Annotated in this window: 24 protein-coding genes; 9 read left to right on the forward strand and 15 right to left on the reverse strand. The window is 45.2% G+C overall.

Translation table 11 applies throughout. The features are described 5' to 3' along the window. The first annotated feature begins 162 nt into the window (after window positions 1-162). From purC to MmiEs2_RS05900, 6 genes are all read left to right on the forward strand, one after another. Window positions 163-888: a phosphoribosylaminoimidazolesuccinocarboxamide synthase gene (gene purC / locus MmiEs2_RS05875; RefSeq protein ID WP_316558947.1), complete on the forward strand. Its 726-nt coding sequence runs from the start codon at window positions 163-165 to the stop codon at window positions 886-888. A gap of 247 nt (window positions 889-1135) precedes the next feature. After that, window positions 1136-2338 carry a M24 family metallopeptidase gene (locus MmiEs2_RS05880; RefSeq protein ID WP_316558948.1) on the forward strand — a complete coding sequence of 401 codons (1203 nt, stop codon included), beginning with the start codon at window positions 1136-1138 and terminating at the stop codon, window positions 2336-2338. Window positions 2339-2433: 95 nt separating this feature from the next. Beyond that, window positions 2434-3339: a type II methionyl aminopeptidase gene (gene map, locus MmiEs2_RS05885; protein ID WP_316558949.1), complete on the forward strand. Its 906-nt coding sequence runs from the start codon at window positions 2434-2436 to the stop codon at window positions 3337-3339. Between the two features lie 26 nt (window positions 3340-3365). After that, window positions 3366-3602: a DUF1805 domain-containing protein gene (locus tag MmiEs2_RS05890; protein ID WP_316558950.1), complete on the forward strand. Its 237-nt coding sequence runs from the start codon at window positions 3366-3368 to the stop codon at window positions 3600-3602. A 71-nt stretch (window positions 3603-3673) separates the two neighbouring features. After that, window positions 3674-3985 (forward strand): DUF167 domain-containing protein, encoded by a 312-nt coding sequence (locus tag MmiEs2_RS05895; RefSeq protein WP_316558951.1) that lies wholly within the window; start codon window positions 3674-3676, stop codon window positions 3983-3985. A gap of 39 nt (window positions 3986-4024) precedes the next feature. Further along, window positions 4025-4576, forward strand: a complete 552-nt coding sequence (locus tag MmiEs2_RS05900; protein WP_316558952.1) for a toprim domain-containing protein — start codon at window positions 4025-4027, stop codon at window positions 4574-4576. A gap of 107 nt (window positions 4577-4683) precedes the next feature. Here the strand turns inward: MmiEs2_RS05900 and MmiEs2_RS05905 are convergent, their stop codons facing one another. The 6 genes from MmiEs2_RS05905 to MmiEs2_RS05930 form a co-directional block, all read right to left on the reverse strand. Continuing rightward, the gene (locus tag MmiEs2_RS05905; RefSeq protein WP_316558953.1) at window positions 4684-4974 is read right to left on the reverse strand and encodes a hypothetical protein; all 291 of its coding nucleotides are present in this window, start codon (window positions 4972-4974) and stop codon (window positions 4684-4686) included. Between the two features lie 531 nt (window positions 4975-5505). Next, window positions 5506-6153 carry a hypothetical protein gene (locus MmiEs2_RS05910; RefSeq protein ID WP_316558954.1) on the reverse strand — a complete coding sequence of 216 codons (648 nt, stop codon included), beginning with the start codon at window positions 6151-6153 and terminating at the stop codon, window positions 5506-5508. Between the two features lie 294 nt (window positions 6154-6447). Further along, window positions 6448-6843, reverse strand: a complete 396-nt coding sequence (locus tag MmiEs2_RS05915; protein WP_316558955.1) for a Zn-ribbon domain-containing OB-fold protein — start codon at window positions 6841-6843, stop codon at window positions 6448-6450. A 5-nt stretch (window positions 6844-6848) separates the two neighbouring features. Continuing rightward, window positions 6849-8021: an acetyl-CoA acetyltransferase gene (locus tag MmiEs2_RS05920; RefSeq protein ID WP_316558956.1), complete on the reverse strand. Its 1173-nt coding sequence runs from the start codon at window positions 8019-8021 to the stop codon at window positions 6849-6851. A gap of 9 nt (window positions 8022-8030) precedes the next feature. Beyond that, window positions 8031-9080, reverse strand: coding sequence for a hydroxymethylglutaryl-CoA synthase (locus MmiEs2_RS05925; protein WP_316558957.1), 1050 nt, complete (start codon window positions 9078-9080; stop codon window positions 8031-8033). A 1-nt stretch (window position 9081) separates the two neighbouring features. Beyond that, complete coding sequence (locus MmiEs2_RS05930) at window positions 9082-9225, reverse strand: hypothetical protein (RefSeq protein WP_316558958.1); 144 nt, start codon at window positions 9223-9225, stop codon at window positions 9082-9084. A gap of 496 nt (window positions 9226-9721) precedes the next feature. On the opposite strand from MmiEs2_RS05930, the gene MmiEs2_RS05935 reads away from it, so the two are divergent. Further along, a complete protein-coding gene (locus MmiEs2_RS05935) occupies window positions 9722-9874 on the forward strand; it encodes a hypothetical protein (RefSeq protein ID WP_316558959.1) in 153 nt (50 codons plus the stop codon). Between the two features lie 282 nt (window positions 9875-10156). Here MmiEs2_RS05935 and MmiEs2_RS05940 read toward each other — a convergent pair whose 3' ends face one another. Both MmiEs2_RS05940 and MmiEs2_RS05945 read right to left on the reverse strand, forming a co-directional pair. Continuing rightward, window positions 10157-10900 carry a helix-turn-helix domain-containing protein gene (locus MmiEs2_RS05940; protein ID WP_316558669.1) on the reverse strand — a complete coding sequence of 248 codons (744 nt, stop codon included), beginning with the start codon at window positions 10898-10900 and terminating at the stop codon, window positions 10157-10159. A gap of 204 nt (window positions 10901-11104) precedes the next feature. Next, the gene (locus MmiEs2_RS05945; protein ID WP_316560236.1) at window positions 11105-12721 is read right to left on the reverse strand and encodes a proteasome-activating nucleotidase; all 1617 of its coding nucleotides are present in this window, start codon (window positions 12719-12721) and stop codon (window positions 11105-11107) included. Window positions 12722-13031: 310 nt separating this feature from the next. Between MmiEs2_RS05945 and MmiEs2_RS05950 the strand changes: the two genes are divergently transcribed. Next, window positions 13032-13544, forward strand: a complete 513-nt coding sequence (locus MmiEs2_RS05950) for a multiprotein bridging factor aMBF1 (RefSeq protein ID WP_316558960.1) — start codon at window positions 13032-13034, stop codon at window positions 13542-13544. Between the two features lie 110 nt (window positions 13545-13654). On the opposite strand, the gene proC is transcribed toward MmiEs2_RS05950, so the two are convergent. The 3 genes from proC to MmiEs2_RS05965 form a co-directional block, all read right to left on the reverse strand. Further along, window positions 13655-14467 (reverse strand): pyrroline-5-carboxylate reductase, encoded by an 813-nt coding sequence (proC, locus tag MmiEs2_RS05955; protein WP_316558961.1) that lies wholly within the window; start codon window positions 14465-14467, stop codon window positions 13655-13657. A 74-nt stretch (window positions 14468-14541) separates the two neighbouring features. Beyond that, window positions 14542-15678 carry a glutamate 5-kinase gene (gene proB, locus MmiEs2_RS05960; RefSeq protein WP_316560237.1) on the reverse strand — a complete coding sequence of 379 codons (1137 nt, stop codon included), beginning with the start codon at window positions 15676-15678 and terminating at the stop codon, window positions 14542-14544. A 61-nt stretch (window positions 15679-15739) separates the two neighbouring features. Beyond that, on the reverse strand, window positions 15740-17083 hold the full coding sequence (locus tag MmiEs2_RS05965; protein ID WP_316558962.1) for a glutamate-5-semialdehyde dehydrogenase: 1344 nt from the start codon (window positions 17081-17083) through the stop codon (window positions 15740-15742). Between the two features lie 471 nt (window positions 17084-17554). On the opposite strand from MmiEs2_RS05965, the gene MmiEs2_RS05970 reads away from it, so the two are divergent. Then, window positions 17555-17929: a DUF356 domain-containing protein gene (locus tag MmiEs2_RS05970; RefSeq protein WP_316558963.1), complete on the forward strand. Its 375-nt coding sequence runs from the start codon at window positions 17555-17557 to the stop codon at window positions 17927-17929. Between the two features lie 263 nt (window positions 17930-18192). Here the strand turns inward: MmiEs2_RS05970 and MmiEs2_RS05975 are convergent, their stop codons facing one another. From MmiEs2_RS05975 to MmiEs2_RS05990, 4 genes are all read right to left on the reverse strand, one after another. Next, window positions 18193-19245, reverse strand: a complete 1053-nt coding sequence (locus tag MmiEs2_RS05975; protein WP_316558964.1) for an ArsR family transcriptional regulator — start codon at window positions 19243-19245, stop codon at window positions 18193-18195. 51 nt (window positions 19246-19296) lie between these two features. Next, complete coding sequence (locus MmiEs2_RS05980; protein WP_316558965.1) at window positions 19297-20493, reverse strand: radical SAM/SPASM domain-containing protein; 1197 nt, start codon at window positions 20491-20493, stop codon at window positions 19297-19299. Between the two features lie 21 nt (window positions 20494-20514). After that, a complete protein-coding gene (locus tag MmiEs2_RS05985; protein ID WP_316558966.1) occupies window positions 20515-21705 on the reverse strand; it encodes an NAD(P)/FAD-dependent oxidoreductase in 1191 nt (396 codons plus the stop codon). A gap of 114 nt (window positions 21706-21819) precedes the next feature. After that, window positions 21820-22713: a UbiA prenyltransferase family protein gene (locus tag MmiEs2_RS05990; RefSeq protein ID WP_316558967.1), complete on the reverse strand. Its 894-nt coding sequence runs from the start codon at window positions 22711-22713 to the stop codon at window positions 21820-21822. Between the last annotated feature and the right edge of the window lie 187 nt (window positions 22714-22900).

A 22900-nucleotide genomic window follows, 5' to 3' on the forward strand; every position in this document is an offset into this window, starting at 1 on the left:
TTTAAACGGAATTTATTTCAATCGACTCGCCGGAAATTTCATTTCCAAACGCTTTAAATACATTCATCTTTTAAACAAGATTTTTAATTTATACAATAAATCAGAAAATTATTTTATGATTTGATTACGATTTTATTTAATTGAATTAAATTGGTGTTTAACATGTCCGACATTCAAAAACTCGAGCCGATTTATTCCGGCAAAGCCAAGACAATTTACACAACAAACGATTCCGGCAAATACATTTCCGAATTCCGCGACAGTTTGACTGCTTTTAACGGCGACAAGAAAAGCGAAGCGCCGAAGAAAGGCTATTACAACGCTCAGATTTCCAGAAAAATCTTTGAGATGCTTGAAGAAAACGGCATCAAAACCCATTACAAAGGAATGGCGTCAGACGTTGACATGATTGTCGATATCGTTGACATCGTCAAATTAGAAGTCATTGTCAGAAACATCGCGGCCGGCTCTATTACAAAAAAATATCCGATGCCGGCCGGAAAAGTTTTTGAAAAGCCGATTGTCGTCTTTGACTACAAAAGTGACGAATACCAAGACCCGATGATTAACGAAGACATCGCGGCCGCGCTCGGTGTCGCAACTTACGAAGAAATGGCGTACCTCAAAGAAACGGCACTTAAAATCAACAGCATTTTGGTTCCGTATTTCGACAAGAACGGCTACCTTTTACCGGATTTCAAACTTGAATTCGGTCGCGTGAACGGCGAAATCGTTCTCGCCGACGAGATTTCATGCGACACCTGCCGCATTTGGGACAAAGTCACCAAAGAATCATTCGATAAAGACATTTTCAGATTCGACAAAGGCGATTTGACAAAAGCATATGAAACGGTTGCAAGAAAACTTGTTCCCGAGATTTTTGAATGATTTTTCAAAAATCATTTTTTCTTTTTCTTTGATTTTTTTCAGTTTTTTTGGTCTTTTCAATTTTTTTGATTTTTATTTTGAACTTTTATCGTTCATTTTTCAGGTTTCACTTTCTTTTGAATTTCATTCTTCCGAGATTCATTTATTGAATCTCTTTTCAGATTTTGCGCCGACTTAAATACATATTTAAGCGACAAGAGACTATTATAAAAATATGGAATTATTAGAAGACATTTCGGAATTTGAAATGACGGAGCAAAAACAAAAGAAAACGAACCCGACAAACATCTCGGAAGCGTTAAAAAACATCGGTGCCGACGCTTATTTGATGCACGGCGCCCTTCATGACAGCGACATTTACTACGCGACGCGCTTTTTAGCGTCCGATGCGTTTTCGTATGTTCTTTTTGAAAACGGCGATGAAACACTGCTGATTTCCGACATGGAAAAAGGCCGCGCCGAAATCGAATCCCGCGTTGGGAATGAAAAAATAAAAACGACATCCGATTATAATTACCGCGAACTTGCAAAGGAAAAGAAAGATGCGAACCTCGCGTACACGCTGGTGTTAAAGCAATTGCTGGCGGAAAAAAACACGAAAAGAGTCGCGGTTTCATATGATTTTCCGGCGTATTATTACAACGCGCTTCAAGAAGAAGGCGTCAGCGTCGTTTTAATGAAGTCGCCGTTTGAAAAACCACGTTCAATCAAAACCGCCGATGAAATCGAAAAAATCGAAAAATCCCAAAAAGCCGCCGAAAAAGCAATGAGCGCGGCAATTGAAATGATTCGATTGTCATCGACCGACGATACCGGAAGCGGAAAGCTTGTTTATGACGGGCAGGTGCTGACCGGAAAAATGATTCTCACAAGAATCGCGCGCGTTTTAATGGAAAATGATTGTGCCGATGACGAAACGATTGTCGCCTGCGGCCCGGACAGCGCGGATCCGCACGCGAAAACATACGGCGCGCTTTACGCGAATCATCCGATTGTTATTGATATTTTTCCGCAGCACAAATACAGCCGCTACTTCGGCGACATGACACGAACCGTTATTCGCGGTGAAGTTTCTGAAGAGTTGGGGCGCATGTACGATGCGGTGAAAGGTGCGCAGGAAGTCGGCGTCAACACGGCAAAGCCGGGCGTTACGTGCGCTGCGGTTCACAATGCGGTTTGTGATTATTTGGAAGATGCCGGGTATCACACTTATCGCGGCGGATCCAAAGTCGGATTCATTCACACGACGGGACACGGTGTCGGACTTGACATTCATGAATCGCCTTCGGTTTCCGACAATCCGCACGTTTTGGAGCCGGGAAACGTGATTACGATTGAGCCGGGGCTTTATTATCCCGAAATCGGCGGCATTCGGATTGAAGATACAATTGTAATTACGGAGGACGGCTGTCGAAACCTGAATACATTGCCGAAAATTTTTGAGATATAATTTATAAAAGAAAATGACTTTTAGAATTATCTTTAAAATTTCAATTTATTTTTAATTATTTTACTTTTATTTTTTCAAATTCAGGAATTTAAATTATGAAACCGGAAATTAATCCAATCAACACGGAAGAGGTTCTCGACAAATATCGCGCGGCCGGTGTCGTTCATCAGCAGATTATGAAAGAAGCGCGCGACAAAATCAAAATCGGAATGAATGTTTACGAATACGCGCGCTTCATTGACGAGCGTATTCTTGAACTGGCCGACGGCTCGGCGTTTCCGGTCAACATTTCTTTCAATGCAGACGCGGCGCATGACACGCCGCTTTTAAACGACACGCGCGTTTTCGGCGAAGATGTCGTGAAAATTGATGTCGGCGTCCATATTGACGGCTACATTGCCGACGGCGCGATGACGATTGATTTGTCGGGAAAGCACGGCGATCTCGTCAAAGCCAGCGAAGAAGCGCTCAAAGCGGCGATTGACACGGTCAAAGCCGGCGCGACAACACAGCAAATCGGCGGGGCGGTCGAGGACACGATTACCGGTCTCGGTTTTAATCCGATTCGAAACCTGATGGGACACGGACTTGCGCAGTACACGGCACACGCCGAGCCGTCCGTTCCGAATGTCAGGCATTCGGGTTTCGGCGCAGAACTGCGCGTCGGCGACACAATCGCGATTGAACCGTTTGCAACCGACGGCGAAGGTTTTATCGACAACGGTCACCTCAAAGAAATTTATTCCCAAATAAAACTGAAACCGACAAGGATTCCGTTTGTCCGAAAAGTTTTGGATCAGATCAGCACATACAACGGCCTTCCTTTCGCAAAGCGCTGGCTTGTCGGCGACAAATTGGACATGGCATTGAATCAGCTGGAAAAAGACGGCATCATCACCAGCTACCCTGTTTTGACGGAAGTTGCAAACGGTTTGGTTTCGCAGGCGGAACACACGCTCATCGTCACGGAAGACGGCTGCGAAGTGACAACACGCGGCTGAAAACGCAGACCGGACGGAGGCGAAAAATGAAATCGGAAAAATTAAGCATCGACGGCAAAGAGTTTGACGCGTATTCGATTTCGTTAGATGCTGCGCCGTTTCTGCTTATCCGCTCGGCCGACAAATCTTTTTTGGCGTGCGGTTTTTTGGATATTGCCGCAGCCGACAGCCTGTCCGCCTGCGCCGCAAAAGTCAGAGGCGTTCAAACTTTTGATGATATGCTGACAGCAGAAATTATCGCCGTCACGAAAAGAGCGGAATAGAAAGGTGTCAGAATCGGCATGACCGGAAAAGAAGCACTGCTGAAATTTTAAATTGAATAAAGAGCCGGATTATGTCTTTTGAAGAAGCGCTTCGGGAAAAAAACGGCGCCGTTTTTATTGATTTGGAAGTGACACCCGGATCAAAAGTCATTTTGGTTCCGAGCGGTTATAACGAGTGGCGTAAGCGTATTGAAATTAAAATAACGCAGGCGCCGCAAAAAGGAAAAGCGAACGAGCAGATTATTGAAGAAATCGCGAAGCTGTTTAATGTTTCAAACAGTTTGGTTTCGATTGAAAACGGAATGACGAGTTCGAAAAAAACGGTGAAGATTGAAGGCGCGGTTTTGTCGGAAATTAAAAAGAGATTGGGAGAAAAAATCTGAACAATTTTTTCGGGTTTTCGATATTTTTAAAGTGATTTTATGCAATCCCAAACAACCAAAAACCGAGATATTATCGCTTTAGAAGCCATTGAAACGGTTTTAGAAGAATTGAAAGGCGGCGACGGTTCAACTGAAATCGAAAAGATTGATGAAATTTCGGCCGGCTCTTTCATAATCATCGTCGAAGGGCGGCGGGACGTCGCATCTCTTCGAAATTTGGGAATCACGGCCGAAATTTTTCCTTGCGCGAATCAACCCGTCGCCGAATTTTGTGAAAAAATCGCCGAAATGAAAAAAACCGCGATCATTTTAACCGATTGGGATCGAAAAGGCGCCATTTTGGCTTCCCGATTGGAAATTCAATTGAAAAATCTGGATGTTGCGGTTGACACGTCGCAACGCGAAAAATTACTTTTTTATTCAAAACGCGAAATCAAAGATATTGAAAGCTTGTACAATCACGTCCTGAAATTGAGAAAAAACGTCAACGGTGAAGAAGATTTGAAAGAGGATTTTGAAGAAAATTTGGGAAGAAATTTCGAAGAAGGATTCGAAGATATTTTTGAAAAAGATTCGGAAAATGAGATTTGAATCCGTTTGAATTGATAAAATTCAGAATCAACGGAATTGAAAATCTTGAAGAAATGTTTGAAGAAGAGAAAGTTTTCATTAATAATTGATTTTTAGAAAAAGAGTTTTCAGCTTGAAGGCTGCGTTGAGATGTCGACCACCGGACCTTCGGAGGCATCCATTTTAGAAACAGTGAGTAAATTGCCGTTGCGTTCAATCAATGTCGCTTCCGTGACTTTTAATTGATTGATGCCGTCTTTGCTTTTATGGACAACAAGAAGTTTTTGCCCTTTCTCGGGGTTATCGCCGAATTTCTGAACCATGTTTGAAACAACTTGTTCAAATTCGGAATAAATGAGAATTTCTGTTTTATTCGCCGATTTTCTGATACTTCCAATCGGTTCAACTGTCATGAGCATAGTTTTTTGCCAACCCAATTTTGATTCGGAAATCAATATGAAATCCGTTATTCATCAAACAACATAAACACAAATTAAACAAGAATCATCAACCACAACGATTCTTTGTTCGTTATTAGTCGATAAACCTCCCACCCGTATATATGGGTTTCGTTTACTGACGAAATCGGAAAAAGGGGTTAACACTTAACATTTGGAAATGACAGATTTCGAAACAGAACAGAATAATTTCAACGACAGACGACCAAATTGTTTTGTTGAAATGACAAAACAACTTCAAAAGATCAATTATTTTCAAAAAAAGATAATGATAAATCATGAGAAATTTGACAGACTCAAAAAAGAAAAATTGTCGAAAAAATAAGAAATTGTCGATAAATTCAAAAATTTTATAACAGATTGAAATCGAATTTTTAAGCAATTTCTTCAAACGGGTGCAGTTCGCGCGCGAAGACCGCCGCGAAACCCGAACAGCTGAAAAATTAAAAAGAAAAAAGGAAATCAAAAGATTTCCTTTCGATTGCATTGAGTTTAATCAACGTATTTGCTGACTTCGTAAGCCGTTGTCTGCGGCGGCATGCTTGTCTGGATAATCCAGTTCGCGTAAATGCTGACCTTTGTTCCGGCCGTCACATCAGACATATTCATGTAAAATTGAGTGCTATTGCCGCAATTGAAAATCATTGTCGTGTTGTTTTCGAGCTTGACTTCAAGTTTTCCGACGTAGGTTGAGTTGTTGACATCAACCGCAGGCGTCACATTAACGATTTCACCGCTGTAAACAACCATGTCCGCATTTTGAAGAACATTCGCGACAATCACGGTTGCCGGATCGGGTTTGACATCACCGGCAGGAATGCCGTAATAAACTTCGATGTATTGACCGATTTTCAAATCCGTCAAATTGAAGTTTGCTTTTGAATTGTCGCCGAAGACGAAATTCATGCTTGCGTCGCCGCCCGTTCCTTTGACTTTTTCTAAAGTCATAATGGTTTCATTGTTCGTCACTGAAATGCCTGTCACATTGCCGCGATACCTCGCCGCGTCCGCGGGCGGCGCAATCGGCTCGGCCGGAACGGTTGCGTTTGAATCCCCCGCGTCGTCGCCGCCGAGACAGCCGGCAACCAAAACCGCGCCTAAAACAAGGCACAGCCCGATTAAGAAGAATTGTTTTTTCATAGAGAAGACTCCTTTTGTTCATAAAATATTATGAATGCGATGTGCAAATAAATATTATACTGCACATAATAATATTAAATAGACTATAAAAATATATAATTGTTTCTGAAGGTTCAAAATCAGTTGAAGATAAGAATTTAAAAAACGTTTTTGAAAGATGAAAAAACAAATGAGTTCAAAACAAAGGTAAACCAAAAAAAAGCCCCGATAAATCGGGGCTTTCGTTTTTTAATTCAATTGAAAGTTTTCGGAAAAAATAGTTTGACCCATTTTATTGAATCATTCTTGACAGAATTATTCTTTGTCGAGTTCGAATTTGGTACCGTAGTAAATGATACCGTCATCGCCGTCGCTTCCGAGTTTTCTGAAAACGCTGTGAACACGTTTTCCGGTTGCGACTTTTTCAGGCTCGTCAACGATTTGCGTTGTGAGCTTGGCGCCTTCATCGAGTTCGACAATGGCAAGCGCATACGGAACCAAGTCGGCGAATTCGTCGGATGTGGTGTGCGTGATTGTGTAGGTCACGATTTTACCGGTTCCTTTGAATTTGTACTGTTCCATATCGCCGTCACGGCGGCACTCCGGGCAGAGGTTTCTGATCGGATAATAATAGTTGCCGCATGTTTTGCAGTGGGAGCCGACAAGGTTGTATCTGCTCTGCTGCTCTCTCCAGAATCTTGGTACTGTCATGTAAATCACCTCTCGTTTGAGAAAATATGAACCACAGCTGTTGCGCCTGAACCGCCGACATTGTGTGTCATACCGTACTTTGCACCGTCAACCTGGCGTTTGCCGGCCTCGCCGCGGAGCTGGTGGACAGCTTCAACAGCTTGCTTGACACCGGTGGCACCGACAGGGTGACCGGTTGATTTCAAACCGCCGGAGGGGTTAACAGAGATCTTTGCATTGAGCGCGGTTTCGCCGGCAAGAGAAGCCGGGCCGCCCTGTCCTTTCTCAAAGAATCCGAGGTCTTCAATCGCGCAGATTTCGGCGATTGTGAAACAGTCGTGGACTTCGACAAAGTCGATGTCTTTGGGCGCGAGGCCTGCCATTTCATAAGCGCGTTTGCCTGCCGCGACAGAAGCATCAAGCGTTGTGATGTCGCGTCTGTCGTGAAGCGCGATGGTGTCGCTTGCCTGAGCGCTGGCTTTGATGTAAATCGGGGTGTCCGTGTATTTGTGCGCTTCGTCAGCCGGCACAACAATCACTGCGGCAGCGCCGTCAGAGACCGGTGAGCAGTCCAAAATGTGAAGCGGATCGGAAACCATAATCGATTTCAAAACCTGTTCAATCGTGAGTTTGCTCTTGAACTGAGCAATCGGATTGTTGATGCCGTTTGCGTGGTTTTTCACGGCGACTGCGGCCAATTGTTCGCTGGTCGTGCCGTATTTTTCCATGTGCATTCTCGCAATCATTGCGTAAATGCCCGGGAATGTGGCGCCCTGAATGCCTTCCCACTCACGGTCTGCTGCGGCTGCGAGCGCGTCTGTCACGCCTGAGCCGTCAATGTCCGTCATCTTCTCGGCACCGGCCGCGATTGCCACATTGCTGTAGCCGGATGCGACTGCCTGAATCGCCTGACGAAGGGCGAGACCGCCGGAAGCGCAGGCCGCTTCAACACGCGTAGATGCGACATTCAAGCCTTTTGCAAGACCGGAATAATCCGCAATCAATGCGCCCAAGTGTTCCTGCTCAATGAATTTTCCGCCGCTCATGTTGCCGACGTACATCATATCAATGTCTTCGCCGCTGATGCCTGCGTCTTCAATGGCGCCGACACCGGCTTCAACGACAATGTCTCTTAAGGATTGTTCCCAGAGTTCTCCGAATTCGGTTGTCTTTGCACCGACAATTGCTACTTCTCTCATTTTTTCACCTCATCCGAAATTGATCTTACCTTTGTGGTGCGCGTATTTACCGTAGTCCAAGTAAATCGGATCAGCGAGCAATTCTTCGACTGTCGGGACTGTGCCGCGGAATTCTTCGATTTTGTCGGTGACGCGGATGCTGAACGCATCGGAGCCGGCACCTGAACCGTAAGCGGTTGCGAAGATTCTGTCTCCGGGCTTTGCGATGTCAAGCGTTGCGGCGATACCCATCAAACAGGAGCCGGAGTAAGTGTTTCCGAGTCTCGGGACGACAAGTCCGGGTTTGATTTGTTCCTTTGTGAAGCCGAGAATCTGCGCGGCTCTTTCGGGGAATTTGCCGTTGGGCTGGTGGAAAACTGCGTAGTCGTAGTCTTCGGGTTTTGTGCCCATCTTTTTAAGAAGACCTTTTGCGCCGCTTGTCACGTGTCTGAAGTAACCGGGGTCGCCTGTGAAACGGCCGCCGTGTTTCGGATAGTGCTGGTGTTCGCGTCTCCAGAAGTCGGGCGTGTCGGTTGTAAAAGAGTATGTGTCTTCGATAATCGCGATGAGTTCGGACTCTTTGCTGCCGATGATGAACGCTGCGCCGCCGGCTGCTGCCGTGTATTCGAGTGCGTCGTTCGGAGCGCCTTGGGAGACGTCAGCGCCGATTGCGAGGCCGAGGTCGACCATGCCGGAGCCGGCAAGACCCATGCAGACCTGAACGGCTGCGGAACCTGCTTTACATGCAAATTCGAAGTCTGCTGCTGTCATGTCGGGTGTTGCGCCGACTGCTTCTGCAACAATTGTACTGGTGGGTTTCACCGCGTACGGGTGGCTTTCGGAACCGGTGTAGACCGCTCCGATTCTTTGTGTGTCAAGACCGACACGGTTGACGGCGTTTCTTGCTGCGGACACGGCAATGGTTGCCGCATCTTCGTCAACATCAGGAACGGATTTCTCATAGACTTTTAAACCGTTCTTTAAAATTTCGGCATCTCCGCCCCAAACCTTAGCAATTTCTTCGGTTTTAATTCTGTAGCGGGGAATGTAAGCGCCGTAGGAAACAATTCCAACTGTCAATTTATTCACCTTTTATGTCAAAGATGACTGCAAAATAATCAATTAAGGCGCAGTCATTCATATTTGGTTGTGGTTGTTTCAGCTCTTTTTGAACTGTTCTGTGCGCATAAACAGAAATTAATAGAATAAAATCAAGCGCTGCCAAAAGCCGAAAATAGAATGCCAACCGAGAACGAATTAATATTCCTCTGTGGCGAAATCGGAAAATGGAAAAGAGCCGATTTTACGGATTTATTAATTGTTTATGTTATGGCTTTGAAACAGACCAAAAGCCGCCGATTCCGACAAGGGTTCGAAGTCGAGTCGGCGGCTGTTTAGTCAAATGTTTTCGTTTTTTCCTCATTTACCGTTTTTGTGTTTTTAAACCATTTCTGTCTGTTTAGAGCATTACCTCTTTAGACTTCGGATGCCCTTTGAAAAATCAAAGCAACATACTCCGAAGCACTTACTGCAAAAGATGAAATCGTGATATATAAACATAACGTAGGCGATTTCGTTAATCGACGTGAAAAAGGAAGAAAATGCATCAAAAAATACGGCTATTTGATAAGTAAAACAAATAACGGTAAAATCATTACAGATTCATTTCAAAGCAAAAAACAAGAAAAAAGAAATAAATTAATTTTAAAAAACGAGATTCATTGACAATTTGTTTGAAAAAACGAGATGCGATTGCCGCAGAAATTATCAAAACCCGGGATTGGGTTTTGGAAAAACTTTTTGAAAAACCGGGCGAGCCGCGCGTGGCGGCGCTGCCTGCGCGGCCGGCAGGGACAGGCGGCAGCGACCTGTGACAGCGGCGGAAATGCAAACCTGAGGACAGCAGCAACGCAAACCTGGAGGTAGCAGTGCCACGTTCGCGGTAGCGTTCGGCTGTCATAAAAAAGAGCTGATGCGAACGCAAACACAAACACAAACGCAAATGTAAACGCAGCCCAATCGACAGCAACAAGCAGCAGTCGATTCGATACACACCAAATAACAAAAACAAAAGAAGCGAAAACAAAAAAAGAAAAATGTAAAAAGAAAAATGATAAAAAGAAATGAATTAAAAGAAAATGAAAACAAAAGGCAGATTAAATGCCTTTAATTGAATACTGACCGTATTTTTTCAACTCGGCAATCGCTTCGTCCAAATCTTTCGTCGTACACAAAAGCGGGATTCTGTCGACTTCCGCCATTTTAATCGCCATCGGATCGACTTCATCTTTGGAAAGTCCGTGTAAAACAATTGCGCCGGGCTTTAAGTTTGTCACGCGGATTGCGACAAGTGGAGATTTACCGGTGGAAACTTTTGTAAAAACCATCGCGCGGTCGGTGCTCCAGCCGTAAAGGCGCTGGAATTCGTAAGACGTCATTTCCAAAATGGAGCGCTTACTGTCGACAACGGAAAAACCGTAAAGCGGACGTTCCATGCCGCGGTAAAGGACTTGCGCATCCAAAAGAGAAACCAATTTTTGGAACTGGATCGGAATGGAATATTCGTAAGTGGAATAAATGGATTCCTTGGAACTGTCAGCCGTCAGCATTGTTTCATAAGCGTGAATCTTTTGGCCGCCGCGTTCCGTATCGATTGCGAGCAGCGATTCGACGATTTTGCTGACCATGAGCGTTCCCGGAGATTTACGCCTGCCGGATTCATAATCGCTGATAACCGAGGGCGAAACCTGTAAAGAATTCGAAATGTCCGTTTGAGAAACTTCAAAATTCAATCGCCATTTTTTGAGACATTCGCCGGGTTTTTCGGAGAGCGTTATTTCGCCCGCCATTTTTTCGGCAAGTCTTTTCTTTAAATTTTCAAAAGCCTCGTTGTCTGTCATGACAAAAGAAAAACGAACGGTTTCAATATAAATTTATCCTCTGAAATTTGAAAATAAAACGATTTACTTTGAACACGCCGCCGCAACGAGCATGCCGCCGTTTGCGCGCGCGAATCGCACCGATTTTAAAAAAGGAAAGAAATGAAAAACAAACTTAGAGCTATAAAAATAAAAAAAGAAAAGGAGAAGCCTTTTTCGGAAAAATTAATAGAACATATTTTCCGGAACGGGCAATTCTTCCTTTTTCTTGGATTCCATCACTTTGTGAATCGCGTCAATGAAATCCAATTTATCAATCGACATTTTTTCGCCGCGGACGGCAAACATACCGGCTTCCGTGACGACGGCTTTGATGTCGGCACCGCTTGTGCCTTCCGTCATCTTAGCAAGCTCCTTGAAGTCGACGTCGCCTGAAATCGTCATTTTCGCGGAATGAATCTTAAAGATCGTTTCACGGCCTTCCGCATCGGGAAGCGGCACAAAAACCATTCTGTCAAAACGGCCGGGACGCAAAATCGCCGGATCCAAAATGTCCAAACGGTTTGTCGCGGCAATGATTTTTACATTAGAGCGGCGGTTAAAACCGTCCATTTCCGCCAAAAGCTGCATGAGCGTTCTGTGAATTTCGCGGTCGGCGCTCGTGGTATCATCCGTTCTGCGAGAGGCAATAGAGTCCACTTCGTCGATGAAAATGATCGACGGCGCTTTCTTTTGAGCCATTTCGAAAAGTTCGTGAACCATTTTTGAGCCGTCGCCGATGTATTTCTGAACCAGTTCGGAACCGACGACGCGAATGAAAGTCGCGTTCGTTTTGTTGGCGACCGCTTTGGCAATCATTGTTTTGCCGGTGCCGGGCGGACCGTACAAAAGCGCGCCTTTCGGCGGTTCAATGCCGATGCGTTCAAAAATTTCGGGTTTGATGAGCGGCAGCTCGACAACCTCGCGGATTTCACGAAGCTGGTCTCCGAGACCGCCGATTTGATCGTAAGTGATTTCCGTTGATTCAATCAGCTCAAGCGCGGACACCTCGGGCTCTTCCAGCATCGGCAAGACTTCCGCGATGGAGAAAGTTTGCTGATTGAGCGCGACATTCGTTCCGGGCGCAAGCTGCGCTTCGGTCATGTCTGTCGGCGCGCTCACGACGAGCTGCGGCCCTGCCGAGCTGCGGATGACAACGTGATCGTGGTCAATCATTTTCACAACGCTGCCCATCAAAAGCGGCGTCGTTTTCATGCGGTCCAGTTCAACGCGGAGGCGTTTTGTTTCGCGCTCGAAATGAATTTTATCATATTCGACAGACTTTTTTTGAGATTCAAGCTGCTGAATGATACCTTGCGAGAGGATGACCTCTTCGCGTGTGATATGCAAATCTTTGTGGCTCTTGACAAGCTCGCTGCGCGTGTTGTTTAAACTGTCTTTCGCGGCGGCAAGTTCCGTTCCGGATTTGTCAAGCGCGGCTTGGATTTCCGCTTTTTCTTCAATCAATTTGTTGTAATCGGATTGAAGCGCGTCATAAACGGCTCTGCTTTTTTCAACATCCTCTAAAAGTCTCTTTTTTTCAGAAACGGCAGACTCTTTTAAAGATTTAATTTCTTCGAGCCTTTGCGCCGAAATTGTTTTCGTCCTCTTCAAGAGCGTCTCCGCCTTCTTTAATTCAGCTGAAAGACGTTCGATTTCCGAATCAAGATCTGACTCGGACATTTTGATGTCAGCCATATCGGATACGCGCTTGGTTGAATAAACCGGCTTATCCTTCGGTTTGACCATTTTTTCCATTTTTTGTACTCCTCTGTAAATCGCCGTGCATTTGACTGCCGACATCAGCAAAGCGCAAAGCTTCGCCGTTTTATTTGATGAGCTGTTCTGTTTTTCCAGATGACTGCTGTATATTTTAATTCGCTAAGTGAAAATATATACTTTTCTGAAATTACAATTGTATTAGAACTTATCGGAATTATAAAAAATCGGAATAATAAAAAGAATGAATGATGAATTAACCGATTGTTCATTCATCTTTGAATTATACCAAAAATTTAAAATGAATTGAATCGCACAATTCTATTGCTTCACGAATAATTTCATAGACGATAATTAAATTGAAAATAAATTAAAAACAAGGATGGAAGATCCGATGGAATCTTATGAATGTGAAATTTGCGGCAAAAAAACGAAATTCCCGACGACCGCCGTAAAAGTTGAAGGCGCGGAATTTAAGGCTTGTTCTGACTGCACGAAGCTTGGAACAGTGATTGAGAAAAGACCTGTCACTCAAACGGGCAAAGCTTACGGAACGCCTGCGCCGATCCGTTACGCGCCCCAAGGCGTGTCAACAAAGCCGAGACAAAAGAATTATTTTGCAGGTCTTGAAAACGAGCTTGTTGAAGATTATGACGCGGTGATTAAAAAAGCGCGTGAGGCAAAAGGTCTCAGCCAGGAAGATTTGGCGCTGAAAATTAAAGAAAAGGCTTCTTTGATTAAAAAAATCGAGCGCAAGGAAATTCACCCGGAAGAATCCGTCATGAAAAAGCTTGAAAAAGAGCTGAATATCAAATTGACCGAATCATTCGATTCAAGCGAAACATTCCAAAACCGCAGCACAGGCGGCGCAACTTTGGGAGATATCGCGTTTGTGAAGAAAAAATAAGATTAAATCTTATTTTTCTCTTTTTCTTTTATAAAATAAACAACATTACACATTTTTGATTAAATTTTAAAAATTCAGCGGCTCGCGCGCGATGCCGCCGCGAAAGCGTTTTACTTTTTCTTTCCGAGCTGTTCCGATTTGTCGGTTGCGGCAATCACGGCATCCGTGAACGCGGCGCGAACGGCGCGCTGCTCCAAAACGGCAACGCCTTCAATCGTCGTTCCGCCGGGAGAGCAAACCATGTCTTTGAGTGCGCCCGGATGCATGCCGCTTTCAACGACCATCGTCGCGGCGCCGAGAACGGTCTGCGCGGCGAGCATTTGCGCGGTTGCGCGGTCAAGGCCGGAATAAACCCCACCGTCCGCCATCGCTTCAATGATTTGGAAAATGAATGCGGGACCGCTTCCGGAAAGACCGGTGACCGCGTCAAGCAGATTTTCGTTAATTTCTAAAGCGACACCGATTGCGGAAAAAATTTCCATCGCAATTGCGGCGTCATCTGCGGTCGCGTTTGTGCCGCGGCTGATTCCGGTCGCGCTTTGAAGAACGGTCGCGCAAATGTTGGGCATCACACGAATGACGCGCGCATTGCTGCCGACCAATTTTTCCAAACTGTTAATTGTCACACCGGCCGCAATTGAAATGAAAAGTTTGTGTTCCGTGTCGCCGGCAGTTGACAAAGCTTCCGCGATGTCTTTGGGCTTGACCGCGATAATTAAAATGTCGGAGCGTCTGACAACATCCGCGTTGTCGTCCGTTACGAAAATGCCGAAATCTTTGCGCGCGGCTTCCGCTGCAGGTGTCCAGCGTTCGCCGGCCGCGATGTTTTCCGGAGAGATGCCGTATTTCAAAAGTCCTTTAATGATTGCGGACGCCATTTTTCCGGCGCCTAAGAAACCGATTTTCTGCTCTTTTAATGTCATTTAAATCTAAATCCTTTGAATTAATTTAAAAAATAATTAAAATGAAAAATAAAAACAAAATAATGAAATGAGAATCAATCCGACAGCGCCAGATTTTCTTTTCGAATCACGTTGTCGTAATTTTTATGCCCGAGAACGTTTTCGATTTCATCGGTGCGAAGCCCTTTGATTTGCTGAAGGTCATCCGCATTGTAATCCGTAATTCCTTTCGCGAAAACCGCGCCGCCGCATTCAATATCAACAACGTCGCCGCGCTCAAAATCACCGGTTACCGCGACAATTCCTTTCGGCAGCAGGCCGCTTGTTTTCATCAAAGCGTCCATCGCACCGCGGTCCACCGTGATCGTTCCGGAAGATTTGGACAATAAAACCCAGCGGCTCTTATTGGAAACATTGCCGCTTCCGGCGTAAAACAAAGTGCCGATTTCTTCGCCCGAAACCGCTTTTTGAATCACGTTTTCGACCTGACTGTTCGCGATAATCATATGGCAGCCGGATTTTTCGGCAATTTTCGCCGCGATGATTTTTGTTCGCATGCCGCCGACGCCTTTTGTACTCGTCGGGTCGCCGCCGTATTTTTCAATTTCGGGCGTGATTTTTTCAACGAACGGAATCAATTCGGCATCGTCATGAAGTTTCGGGTTTTTATCGTAAAGCCCGTCAATGTCAGAAAGCAAAATCAGCAGATCCGCTTCGATTTTGCTGGCAACCATCGCCGAGAGGCGATCATTGTCACCGAAAACCGCGTCGATTTCATTCGTGCAAGTGCTGTCATTTTCATTGACAATCGGAACGACGCCGTATTCAAGAAGCGTTCCGATGCTGTTCCTGAGATTCAGATATTTGACGCGGTCGGAATAAAAATCATAAGAAAGCAAAATCTGAGCGGAAGTCAAACCGTATTTGTGAAAAGCTTCGCTCCAGTAGCGCATCAATTCACCCTGACCGACCGCGGATGCCGCCTGACGAATCGGAAATTCGCGCGGCTTTGTCGGAATGCCGAGAAGATGTAAGCCGACAGCGATTGCTCCCGACGTGACAATAATCACTTCTTTCTCTTCCTTTAAAAGCGCCGCAATCTGCGCGGCAACGCTTTCCAAAAAAGCCGTGTTGACGGAGGAGTCTTCCGCCATCACCGAAGTCGTCCCGATTTTAATAACAACACGGGAGACATCTTTAAACAGCGTTTTCCGATCTTTTGTTTTATTCATAACAATTTCCTTTTGCATCAATTCTTTGCTGCCGTATTTTGCTGCCGCATTTCTTTCTGCGTTACTGCAATCGGCAATATTTTTCCTGCGTCTTTTCATGTTTGTAAGACTTCGCGCCGTCGCCGGCGTAATCTTTAACGATATGACCGTTGCCGACGAGGATGTATTTGTAAATCATCAAACCTTCCATTCCGACAGGCCCACGCGAGTGAATTTTGTTGGTGCTGATGCCGACTTCCGCACCTTTGCCGTAGCGGAAACCGTCGGCGAATCGAGAGGAAGCGTTAATCATAACGCTTGAAGAATCTGTAAGACCGACAAATTGATCGATTTCTTTTTGATCGGTTGAAAGGATAATATCGGTATGGTGAGAGCCGTGTTTGTTGATATGCGCAATCGCTTCGCCGACGGAGTCAACGATTTTAACGGAAAGAATCAAATCATTGTATTCGGCGTCCCAGTCTTCAACTGTCGCTTTCTTCAAATCGGAAAGCCCTGCATTTTCCACGATTTTATAGGAAGCGTCGTCAAAACGAAGTTCGACGCCGTTTTCTTGGTAAATGCGGGACATTTCGGGCAGGAATTTTTCGGCGATTTTGTCGTTGACAAGAAGCGTTTCAATCGCATTGCAGGCGGCCGGATATTGGATTTTGGAGTCCAGACAGACGGTGTACGCGGTGTTCAAGTCGGCCGACTCGGACACGTACGCGTGGCAGATGCCGCTCGTGTGGCCGAGAACGGAAATTCGCGTGTTGTCCTGAATGTATTTGACGAATTCGTTTGAACCTCTCGGTATGAGAAGGTCGATATATTGATCCAGTTTCAGCATTTCAGCGACATCTTCGCGGCTTTCGGCCAGCTGAAACGCGCCGACAGGGATTTCGGGAACTGTTGCCATCGCTTCGGTGAGAACATCAAAAAGCGCGCGGTTGGAATTTTTCGCTTCGCTGCCGCCTTTAAAGATGGTTGCGTTGCCGCTTTTTAAACAAAGCGACATGACCTGGGGAACGACATCGGGGCGCGCTTCGAAAATCACACCGATGACACCGATCGGGCAGCTGACTTGATAAAGCGTTAAACCGTCGTCCAAAACAAGCGTTGAAAGCGTTTTTCCGACGGGGTCTTCAAGCTTTGCGACATCGCGGATGCCGGAAACCATGTCTTTGAATTTCGCGTCGCTTAATTTCAGGCGGTCATAAAGCGCGGTTGACATGTCGCCGGCCTCAGTCATCGCTTTTGCGGCATCCAAGTCTTTTTGATTGGCATCGAAAATAAGCTGTTTGTTCTTTTCAAGCGCTTGCGCCATCGCTTCTAACGCTTTGTCTTTCGCCTCGGTTGAAACGTTTGCCAGCAAAACGGATGCGGCCTTTGCGGCAGACGCTTTTTCCTGCATTTGATTTTCCATAAATAATCCTCAATTCGTCGAAATGAACAGTTATTTAAATATGCGTAAAGAAAAACAACAACGCTAAATATACCTTTTGATTTCAATGAAATTGTATTTAAATAGATAAAATAAAAAATCCCAATAATATTTGAGAGTAATCTTTATAAATTAATTAACCGTCAAGATAACAGCAGATTTGTAATAATAAAAGAATGACAAATAAACAGAAAAAAGATTAAAAAAACGGAAAAAGTTTAAATTTCTTTGTGTCATTTATTTGCCGAACATTATAAATGTGTATTTCAAAAACTTTCAAAGCCACCATTTGAAAAATGGGGATAGAAAAAAACGAAAAAACATAACGGAAAACGTAAACCTTTGTTCAAAGGGATAAACAATATTTAATCAAATGCACCGCAATCAAAAAACAGAAACATCGTTTAGTGGTTATTTTGGTAGAATAACAGTGCACAAAATATGGTGGAAAAAATGAAATCTTTCGCTTTAATTCGGGCAGATGACCCTGACAAAGTCAAAATTGCTTTACACGATTTAGAAACGTACGGTCATATGCAGTTCAGTGAAAATCCGAAAAATATCGCGACCAAATACGCGGACCAGATTTTAACAAGCGTCATGAGCGTGACGCTGAAAACAGAATGCTGCGCAGCTTCGCTGGTCAGATTAGAAACACCCCCGGGCGCCGCAATCAGCAACTTAAAGAAAATCCATCCGCCGGCGCATATCATAATTATCAGTCCGCGCCACGATCACATTTATGAAGAATTGGCCACGAATTATGATAATTTCCCGGACTTCGACCGGAAATTCACAAACGTTCCCAAAGAAAGAAAAGCAGAATAATTATTCTGACAACTTTTTTTATTTATTTTAACTTAATTTTACAAAGAGTGTAGCTTATCTTTTTTATGATTTTCAAAGCGGAACTTGCAATAATTCATTTTTGCCGCAGCTTTAACAGGAACAATTTTTGTGCGCCGCTCTGGTTGCCACCTGCGCTGCCGGCCGCTGCGCCGCGCGCGAGCCGCACCAATTTTAAAAAATATTGAAAAATAGGATTGATTTTTCAAAAAAAATATGAAAAACGATGATTGGCTTTTCAAAAATTAAACATCGCTGCCGTCTTTTAAACGCCAGACAAAATCTCCGTCTTGGAGGTATTTTTCGACCATTTTCTGATCTTCAAACGCTTTCAATCGCGGAAGAACGGAAGCCGGCGGATGTCCTGTTGCGTGGCACAATTCGGCGGTGTTCATGTCTTCTTTTAATAAGCGGAATAAAATGTCCAAATCGACTTTGTCTTCGGAAAGCTGTGTCGCGTAGTGGACAAAAGAACGCATCAAATTATTTTGCCGAATGGAAATGTTTTCCTGCATTCGGGAAAGTTCTTCCTGCTCTTCCCACAAATCCGATAAATCATCGCGGACTTGGAAAATTCGGGACAAGAAATAGCCTTCGCGGCTTTTTAATTGGCCGTCGGATTCAGGCATTTCATCGGAATTGCCGTTTGAATCCGGGAAAATAAATTCCGGCTCGATTTTTTTCTCATTTTTGGAATCTTCGTAAACGGTGTTTAATTCCTCTTCGTAATACCGCTCGCTTTCGGCATCAAAAACCGTTTCGTCCTTTCCGGAAGACAGGAATTTTTTGTTCTCGATTCCGGAAAGCAAACCGAGCCGACCGTAATCCAAATTGTTCGGACCGGTGATTTCAATTTTAAATCCGCCATCGGGCAAACTCGAATAAGAAGAAGCCAAATGAATCACAGGACTTGTCGGAAGCGTTCTGTCTTTTCTTCGTTTTTTGCGGCGGCCCGACTTTTTTTGGTCGGCGCCGAATGAAACCGAAAGCGAATAAACCGGCTCGTCGGGAATTTCCAATTTAATGTTGTTCACGTGAACGGAATAAGAGTAAGGCGAGACAGAAACTTCCAAAAGCAAACTTTTAGAAATGCTGTAATATTTGCGGCGCTGGTCATCGACGCTGCTTTCAATCAAACCGGAACTTTCGAGCAATGACAAATGCCCGATGACGGCTTTCGGGGCAACGCCGAGGCGCGCCGAAATTTCACTGACAAAATAAGGACGGTCGGCGAGAAGCGCAAGAATTTTACGGCGGTTCTCATTTCCCAAAATATCCAATAATTCCGACGGCTCCATTTTCATTCCCCTGATTTGATAAATTAAAATTAAATCTCCCGATATTTACGGTTATCGGAATTGATTTCCGTATTTTTCCCGAAACTCTGAATCGCGCATCAGACAGCCGCCGCCTTTGTAAGCCGAATCCTTTCGAATTTTTTTCCAAGCGGCTGAAACGGCATCGTATCCGGTTTTGACATTTCCGTACGGAATCGGAACGCACGAGCACGGCAAAATATCGCCCTCCGGCGTGATGTGCATCCATTGCCGCCCGGCCATGCAGCCGAACTCGTCAATGACAAGCGGCCCCGAAAACAATTTCGGCCCGGACGAATCGGCATCGCATTTCGCGACAAACGTTTTGAAAATGTCATGCTGCTCGGCCGTTAAAATTTCCGTCGTGTTGTCAATCCAGCGACCTGTCGGAACAATTTCGTAAAACGAAAGTTCGTGAACGCCGAGCGATTTCGCGAATTCGTAAACCGCGTCCAAATCATAAACATTATGCGGCGCCAAAACCACATAAACATTTACCAAAAGACCGACCCCAAGCGCATTTTGAATACCGGCGACCGCGTTTTTAAAAACGCCGGAAACGCCGCGCATGTAATCATGCTTTTCTTCAATCGGGCTGTCAATGCTGATGCTGACGGAATAAAGACCGGCGTCCTTTAATGATTTCGCTTTTTCTTCGGTTAAACCGACACCGGATGTAAACATGCAGGCGATTGCTTTTTTCGGATCAACGTAAGAAATCAATTCTTCCAAGCCGGCATAGCCGAGAGGTTCGCCGCCGTCAAAAATAATATTTGTCGCGCCGGCGCGAATTGCTTGGCCAATCGCGTCTTTTGTTTCCGCGACAGTCAATTTGGAATGATTGTTTTTATTCGGAAGCGCGCAGTGCAGGCAGCGATTCGGACATTCTTCCGTGATTGAAATCGTGACCTGTTCAGGCTGATATTTTCCGAAGACCGCATTCATACGGCTTTTAACCATTCGGCTGAAAGCTGGAGACGGAATCGGCGGCATCCATGTCGAATAGATTAAAGAGTCACCGTATTTGTCGTAATAACTTGAAAACGGCCCTGATTTTGAATTTTCATTCAATTCGGCGATGTATTTTTGATTATCAAAAAACGCCATTTCCTGCGTGACCGCTTTTCTGAGAACGGGAGACAGAATGCCGCCGGCCGTCACTTTCGTTTTGCCTGCGGCGGGTTCGATATCGACTCGAAAAACAGGATTTTTGTAAATCGGATATTTCATTCTGTCACCAAAAAAATAAAATTATTTATTTCTGAAGAACGCGCCCGCTTTTAAAATCGAGGACGGTTTTTTCTGAAGCATCAACGAAAGAACGGATAAGCCTTGATTGACCGTGTTTCCTTTGATTAAAGAAGAAACGTCCTCGTCTTCAAAGATTTCAAAAAGCTCGTCGATTTCGTCGTCTTCCATTTTTCGAAGCGTTTCAAGACCGATACGGCCGAAAACGTGTTCGGTGTAAAGGGAGCTGCGCCAATCGGATCTGTATTTGGAAAGCGTTCTTTCGGAGTAATCGCCTTTCGCGATTGCCATTGCGCCGACTTTTCCGGCGATTTGTCCGGCGTGCATCGCGTAGCCGATTCCGGATTGTCCGGCAGCGCCGCCCGCAACCATAATGTTGTCGGTGTAAGTTTTGTTCGGGATTGTGACAATCGGATCGCCGGCGCTTTTGCTTTCGATAATTTCAAATTCGTCATCGGCGATATTCTTTAAATCCTTAAAGCGCGCGACCCAGGAATCTAAAAAGGGCGCCACATTTTGACCGTGGTGACGGACATAAACACCGATGGCCGCTTCGTCGCCGCCGCGCGGAAGATAAGTGGATTTCCAGCCGGGGGCATGGCTTCCGACGAAATAGTCGGCGTAGTCTGCTTCGCCGATTCCGGGCGCGCGGATTGTTAATTCCGTTCCCCAAGCGATGTCGTCGGGATGCTTCATTGTTTGAAGCCCCGCCGCCTGCGCGTTTTTAGAAAGAATGCCGTCGGCGATAATGACGATTTTTGCTTTAATGCGGTCTGTATTTTCGGAATTGCCGTCGGATGTTTTTAAGACAACGCCGGAATCCTTGCGGCGCAAGCTGACAATTTCCGTCCCGGTTTTGATTTCAACGCCTTCTGCAAGCGCCTTCTTTTCATAAAAGCGATCGAATGCGCCTTTGTCAAGCGCGTAGCCGGGTGTTTTGACTTTAATCTTGTGACCGCCGGGTGAGATCAGTTTCATGCCTTTGATTTCATGAACAACATAGGAAGAATCGACCTGCTCTCCCGTCACGTTCATCATTCCCTTGTAAACGGAATTGGCCGGGTGCGGGTCTTTGCCGATTTCTTCTTTCTTTTCAAATAGCGTCACTTTCGCGCCGCCGAGCGCCGCGTGTCGGGCTGCCATCAAACCGGCAGGAGACGCGCCGATAACCGCAATATCAGTTTTTATCGCCATATAAATCGCCTTTAAAAATGTGTTTCTTGTATCGTTTTTGGTTTTATTGTTTTTAATAAAATTGATAATTAAAATCGTTTTTACTGTTATTTATTATTTTTTAATCGGGCATCATCATCCGAAAATCATGCTGACCAAACCGCCGTAGCCGTTTACGTAAATCAGCAAAATAACGTCAATAATCATCGCCGAAAACATAACGCCGCGATAATTGGAACCTTCGACGAACAATTTGCCGCCGAGTTCGGGTTCGGGATTTTTAATGAAATGAATGCAGCGCCAAATCATCCAAATACCGGAAACCGACGCGACAATGAAATAAATCGGGCCGAGATTTGCAGTGTATCCGATGGCAAGCGAAATCAAAACGCCGATAATCCAAATCGCTAAAATGAATTTGGAAGTCATCGGAATGCCGTAAGTGACGGGAAGCGTCGGCGCGCCTTTCGCGCGGTCACCTTCAACGTCGCGGCAGACGCCTGCAAGCGTAAAACCCCAGTCGGTCATACAAATCATCAAGCCGAACAAAATCCCGGGAATCGGCAGGAAATACGGGCTGAGTGACGGCATGAGAATGCCGGCCGGATCCATTGCCAGCCAAATGCCGATCGGGACCAAACCGTAAGCGATGCCGACCGGAATGAAACTGAAAGGCGTGTGTCTTTTGAAATAAACCGTGTAAAGCGTGATGACCGCCGTTGCGATAATCAAAACCGCAAATGCTTCGGGATTCAGGTAAAGCGCGCAAGCGGCCGAAATGAGTCCGAGAAGAAGCGCGTAAAAGAAAGCGGAACGCTGCGTCACTTCCTGGGACGGAAGCGGGCGGTTCGGCAAGTTGATGGCATCAATATCGATATCAATAACGTCATTGAAAGTGTAAGCGCTGGTAATCGCGCAAAAACCGCCGATTGTCGCTAAAACAAAAGGCAAAAACTCAGGCAACGCGCCGGTTGCAAAATAAGCGGCAAGAATTGCCGCGGCCGCCGGAAGCGTAATATCCATAAACATGATGGGCGGCCTGAGAAACGTAATATAAGCTTTAAATTTACTCGTTATTGACAAAGTATCACCTGAACCGGTTTCCCAAGTGAAAAAAACATTTTGAAACCACAAAAATAATGAAATGTAAACTGTATGTAAACCAAAGTAACAGCTGAATTATTTAAATCTATTTGCAACCGCGTTGTTTTGCAAA

The organism is Methanimicrococcus stummii (assembly GCF_032594435.1).
GTDB lineage: Archaea > Halobacteriota > Methanosarcinia > Methanosarcinales > Methanosarcinaceae > Methanimicrococcus > Methanimicrococcus stummii.

Excerpts from the sequence above, each read along its gene's own strand:
- purC (WP_316558947.1), top strand. The coding sequence starts at position 163 with ATGTCCGACATTCAAAAACTCGAGCCGATTTATTCCGGCAAAGCCAAG.
- MmiEs2_RS05880 (WP_316558948.1), top strand. The coding sequence starts at position 1,136 with ATGACGGAGCAAAAACAAAAGAAAACGAACCCGACAAACATCTCGGAA.
- map (WP_316558949.1), top strand. The coding sequence starts at position 2,434 with ATGAAACCGGAAATTAATCCAATCAACACGGAAGAGGTTCTCGACAAA.
- MmiEs2_RS05890 (WP_316558950.1), top strand. The coding sequence starts at position 3,366 with ATGAAATCGGAAAAATTAAGCATCGACGGCAAAGAGTTTGACGCGTAT.
- MmiEs2_RS05895 (WP_316558951.1), top strand. The coding sequence starts at position 3,674 with ATGTCTTTTGAAGAAGCGCTTCGGGAAAAAAACGGCGCCGTTTTTATT.
- MmiEs2_RS05900 (WP_316558952.1), top strand. The coding sequence starts at position 4,025 with ATGCAATCCCAAACAACCAAAAACCGAGATATTATCGCTTTAGAAGCC.
- MmiEs2_RS05905 (WP_316558953.1), bottom strand. The coding sequence starts at position 4,974 with ATGCTCATGACAGTTGAACCGATTGGAAGTATCAGAAAATCGGCGAAT.
- MmiEs2_RS05910 (WP_316558954.1), bottom strand. The coding sequence starts at position 6,153 with ATGAAAAAACAATTCTTCTTAATCGGGCTGTGCCTTGTTTTAGGCGCG.
- MmiEs2_RS05915 (WP_316558955.1), bottom strand. The coding sequence starts at position 6,843 with ATGACAGTACCAAGATTCTGGAGAGAGCAGCAGAGCAGATACAACCTT.
- MmiEs2_RS05920 (WP_316558956.1), bottom strand. The coding sequence starts at position 8,021 with ATGAGAGAAGTAGCAATTGTCGGTGCAAAGACAACCGAATTCGGAGAA.
- MmiEs2_RS05940 (WP_316558669.1), bottom strand. The coding sequence starts at position 10,900 with ATGACAGACAACGAGGCTTTTGAAAATTTAAAGAAAAGACTTGCCGAA.
- MmiEs2_RS05945 (WP_316560236.1), bottom strand. The coding sequence starts at position 12,721 with ATGTCGGCAGTCAAATGCACGGCGATTTACAGAGGAGTACAAAAAATG.
- MmiEs2_RS05950 (WP_316558960.1), top strand. The coding sequence starts at position 13,032 with ATGGAATCTTATGAATGTGAAATTTGCGGCAAAAAAACGAAATTCCCG.
- proC (WP_316558961.1), bottom strand. The coding sequence starts at position 14,467 with ATGACATTAAAAGAGCAGAAAATCGGTTTCTTAGGCGCCGGAAAAATG.
- proB (WP_316560237.1), bottom strand. The coding sequence starts at position 15,678 with ATGAATAAAACAAAAGATCGGAAAACGCTGTTTAAAGATGTCTCCCGT.
- MmiEs2_RS05965 (WP_316558962.1), bottom strand. The coding sequence starts at position 17,083 with ATGGAAAATCAAATGCAGGAAAAAGCGTCTGCCGCAAAGGCCGCATCC.
- MmiEs2_RS05970 (WP_316558963.1), top strand. The coding sequence starts at position 17,555 with ATGAAATCTTTCGCTTTAATTCGGGCAGATGACCCTGACAAAGTCAAA.
- MmiEs2_RS05975 (WP_316558964.1), bottom strand. The coding sequence starts at position 19,245 with ATGGAGCCGTCGGAATTATTGGATATTTTGGGAAATGAGAACCGCCGT.
- MmiEs2_RS05980 (WP_316558965.1), bottom strand. The coding sequence starts at position 20,493 with ATGAAATATCCGATTTACAAAAATCCTGTTTTTCGAGTCGATATCGAA.
- MmiEs2_RS05985 (WP_316558966.1), bottom strand. The coding sequence starts at position 21,705 with ATGGCGATAAAAACTGATATTGCGGTTATCGGCGCGTCTCCTGCCGGT.
- MmiEs2_RS05990 (WP_316558967.1), bottom strand. The coding sequence starts at position 22,713 with ATGTTTATGGATATTACGCTTCCGGCGGCCGCGGCAATTCTTGCCGCT.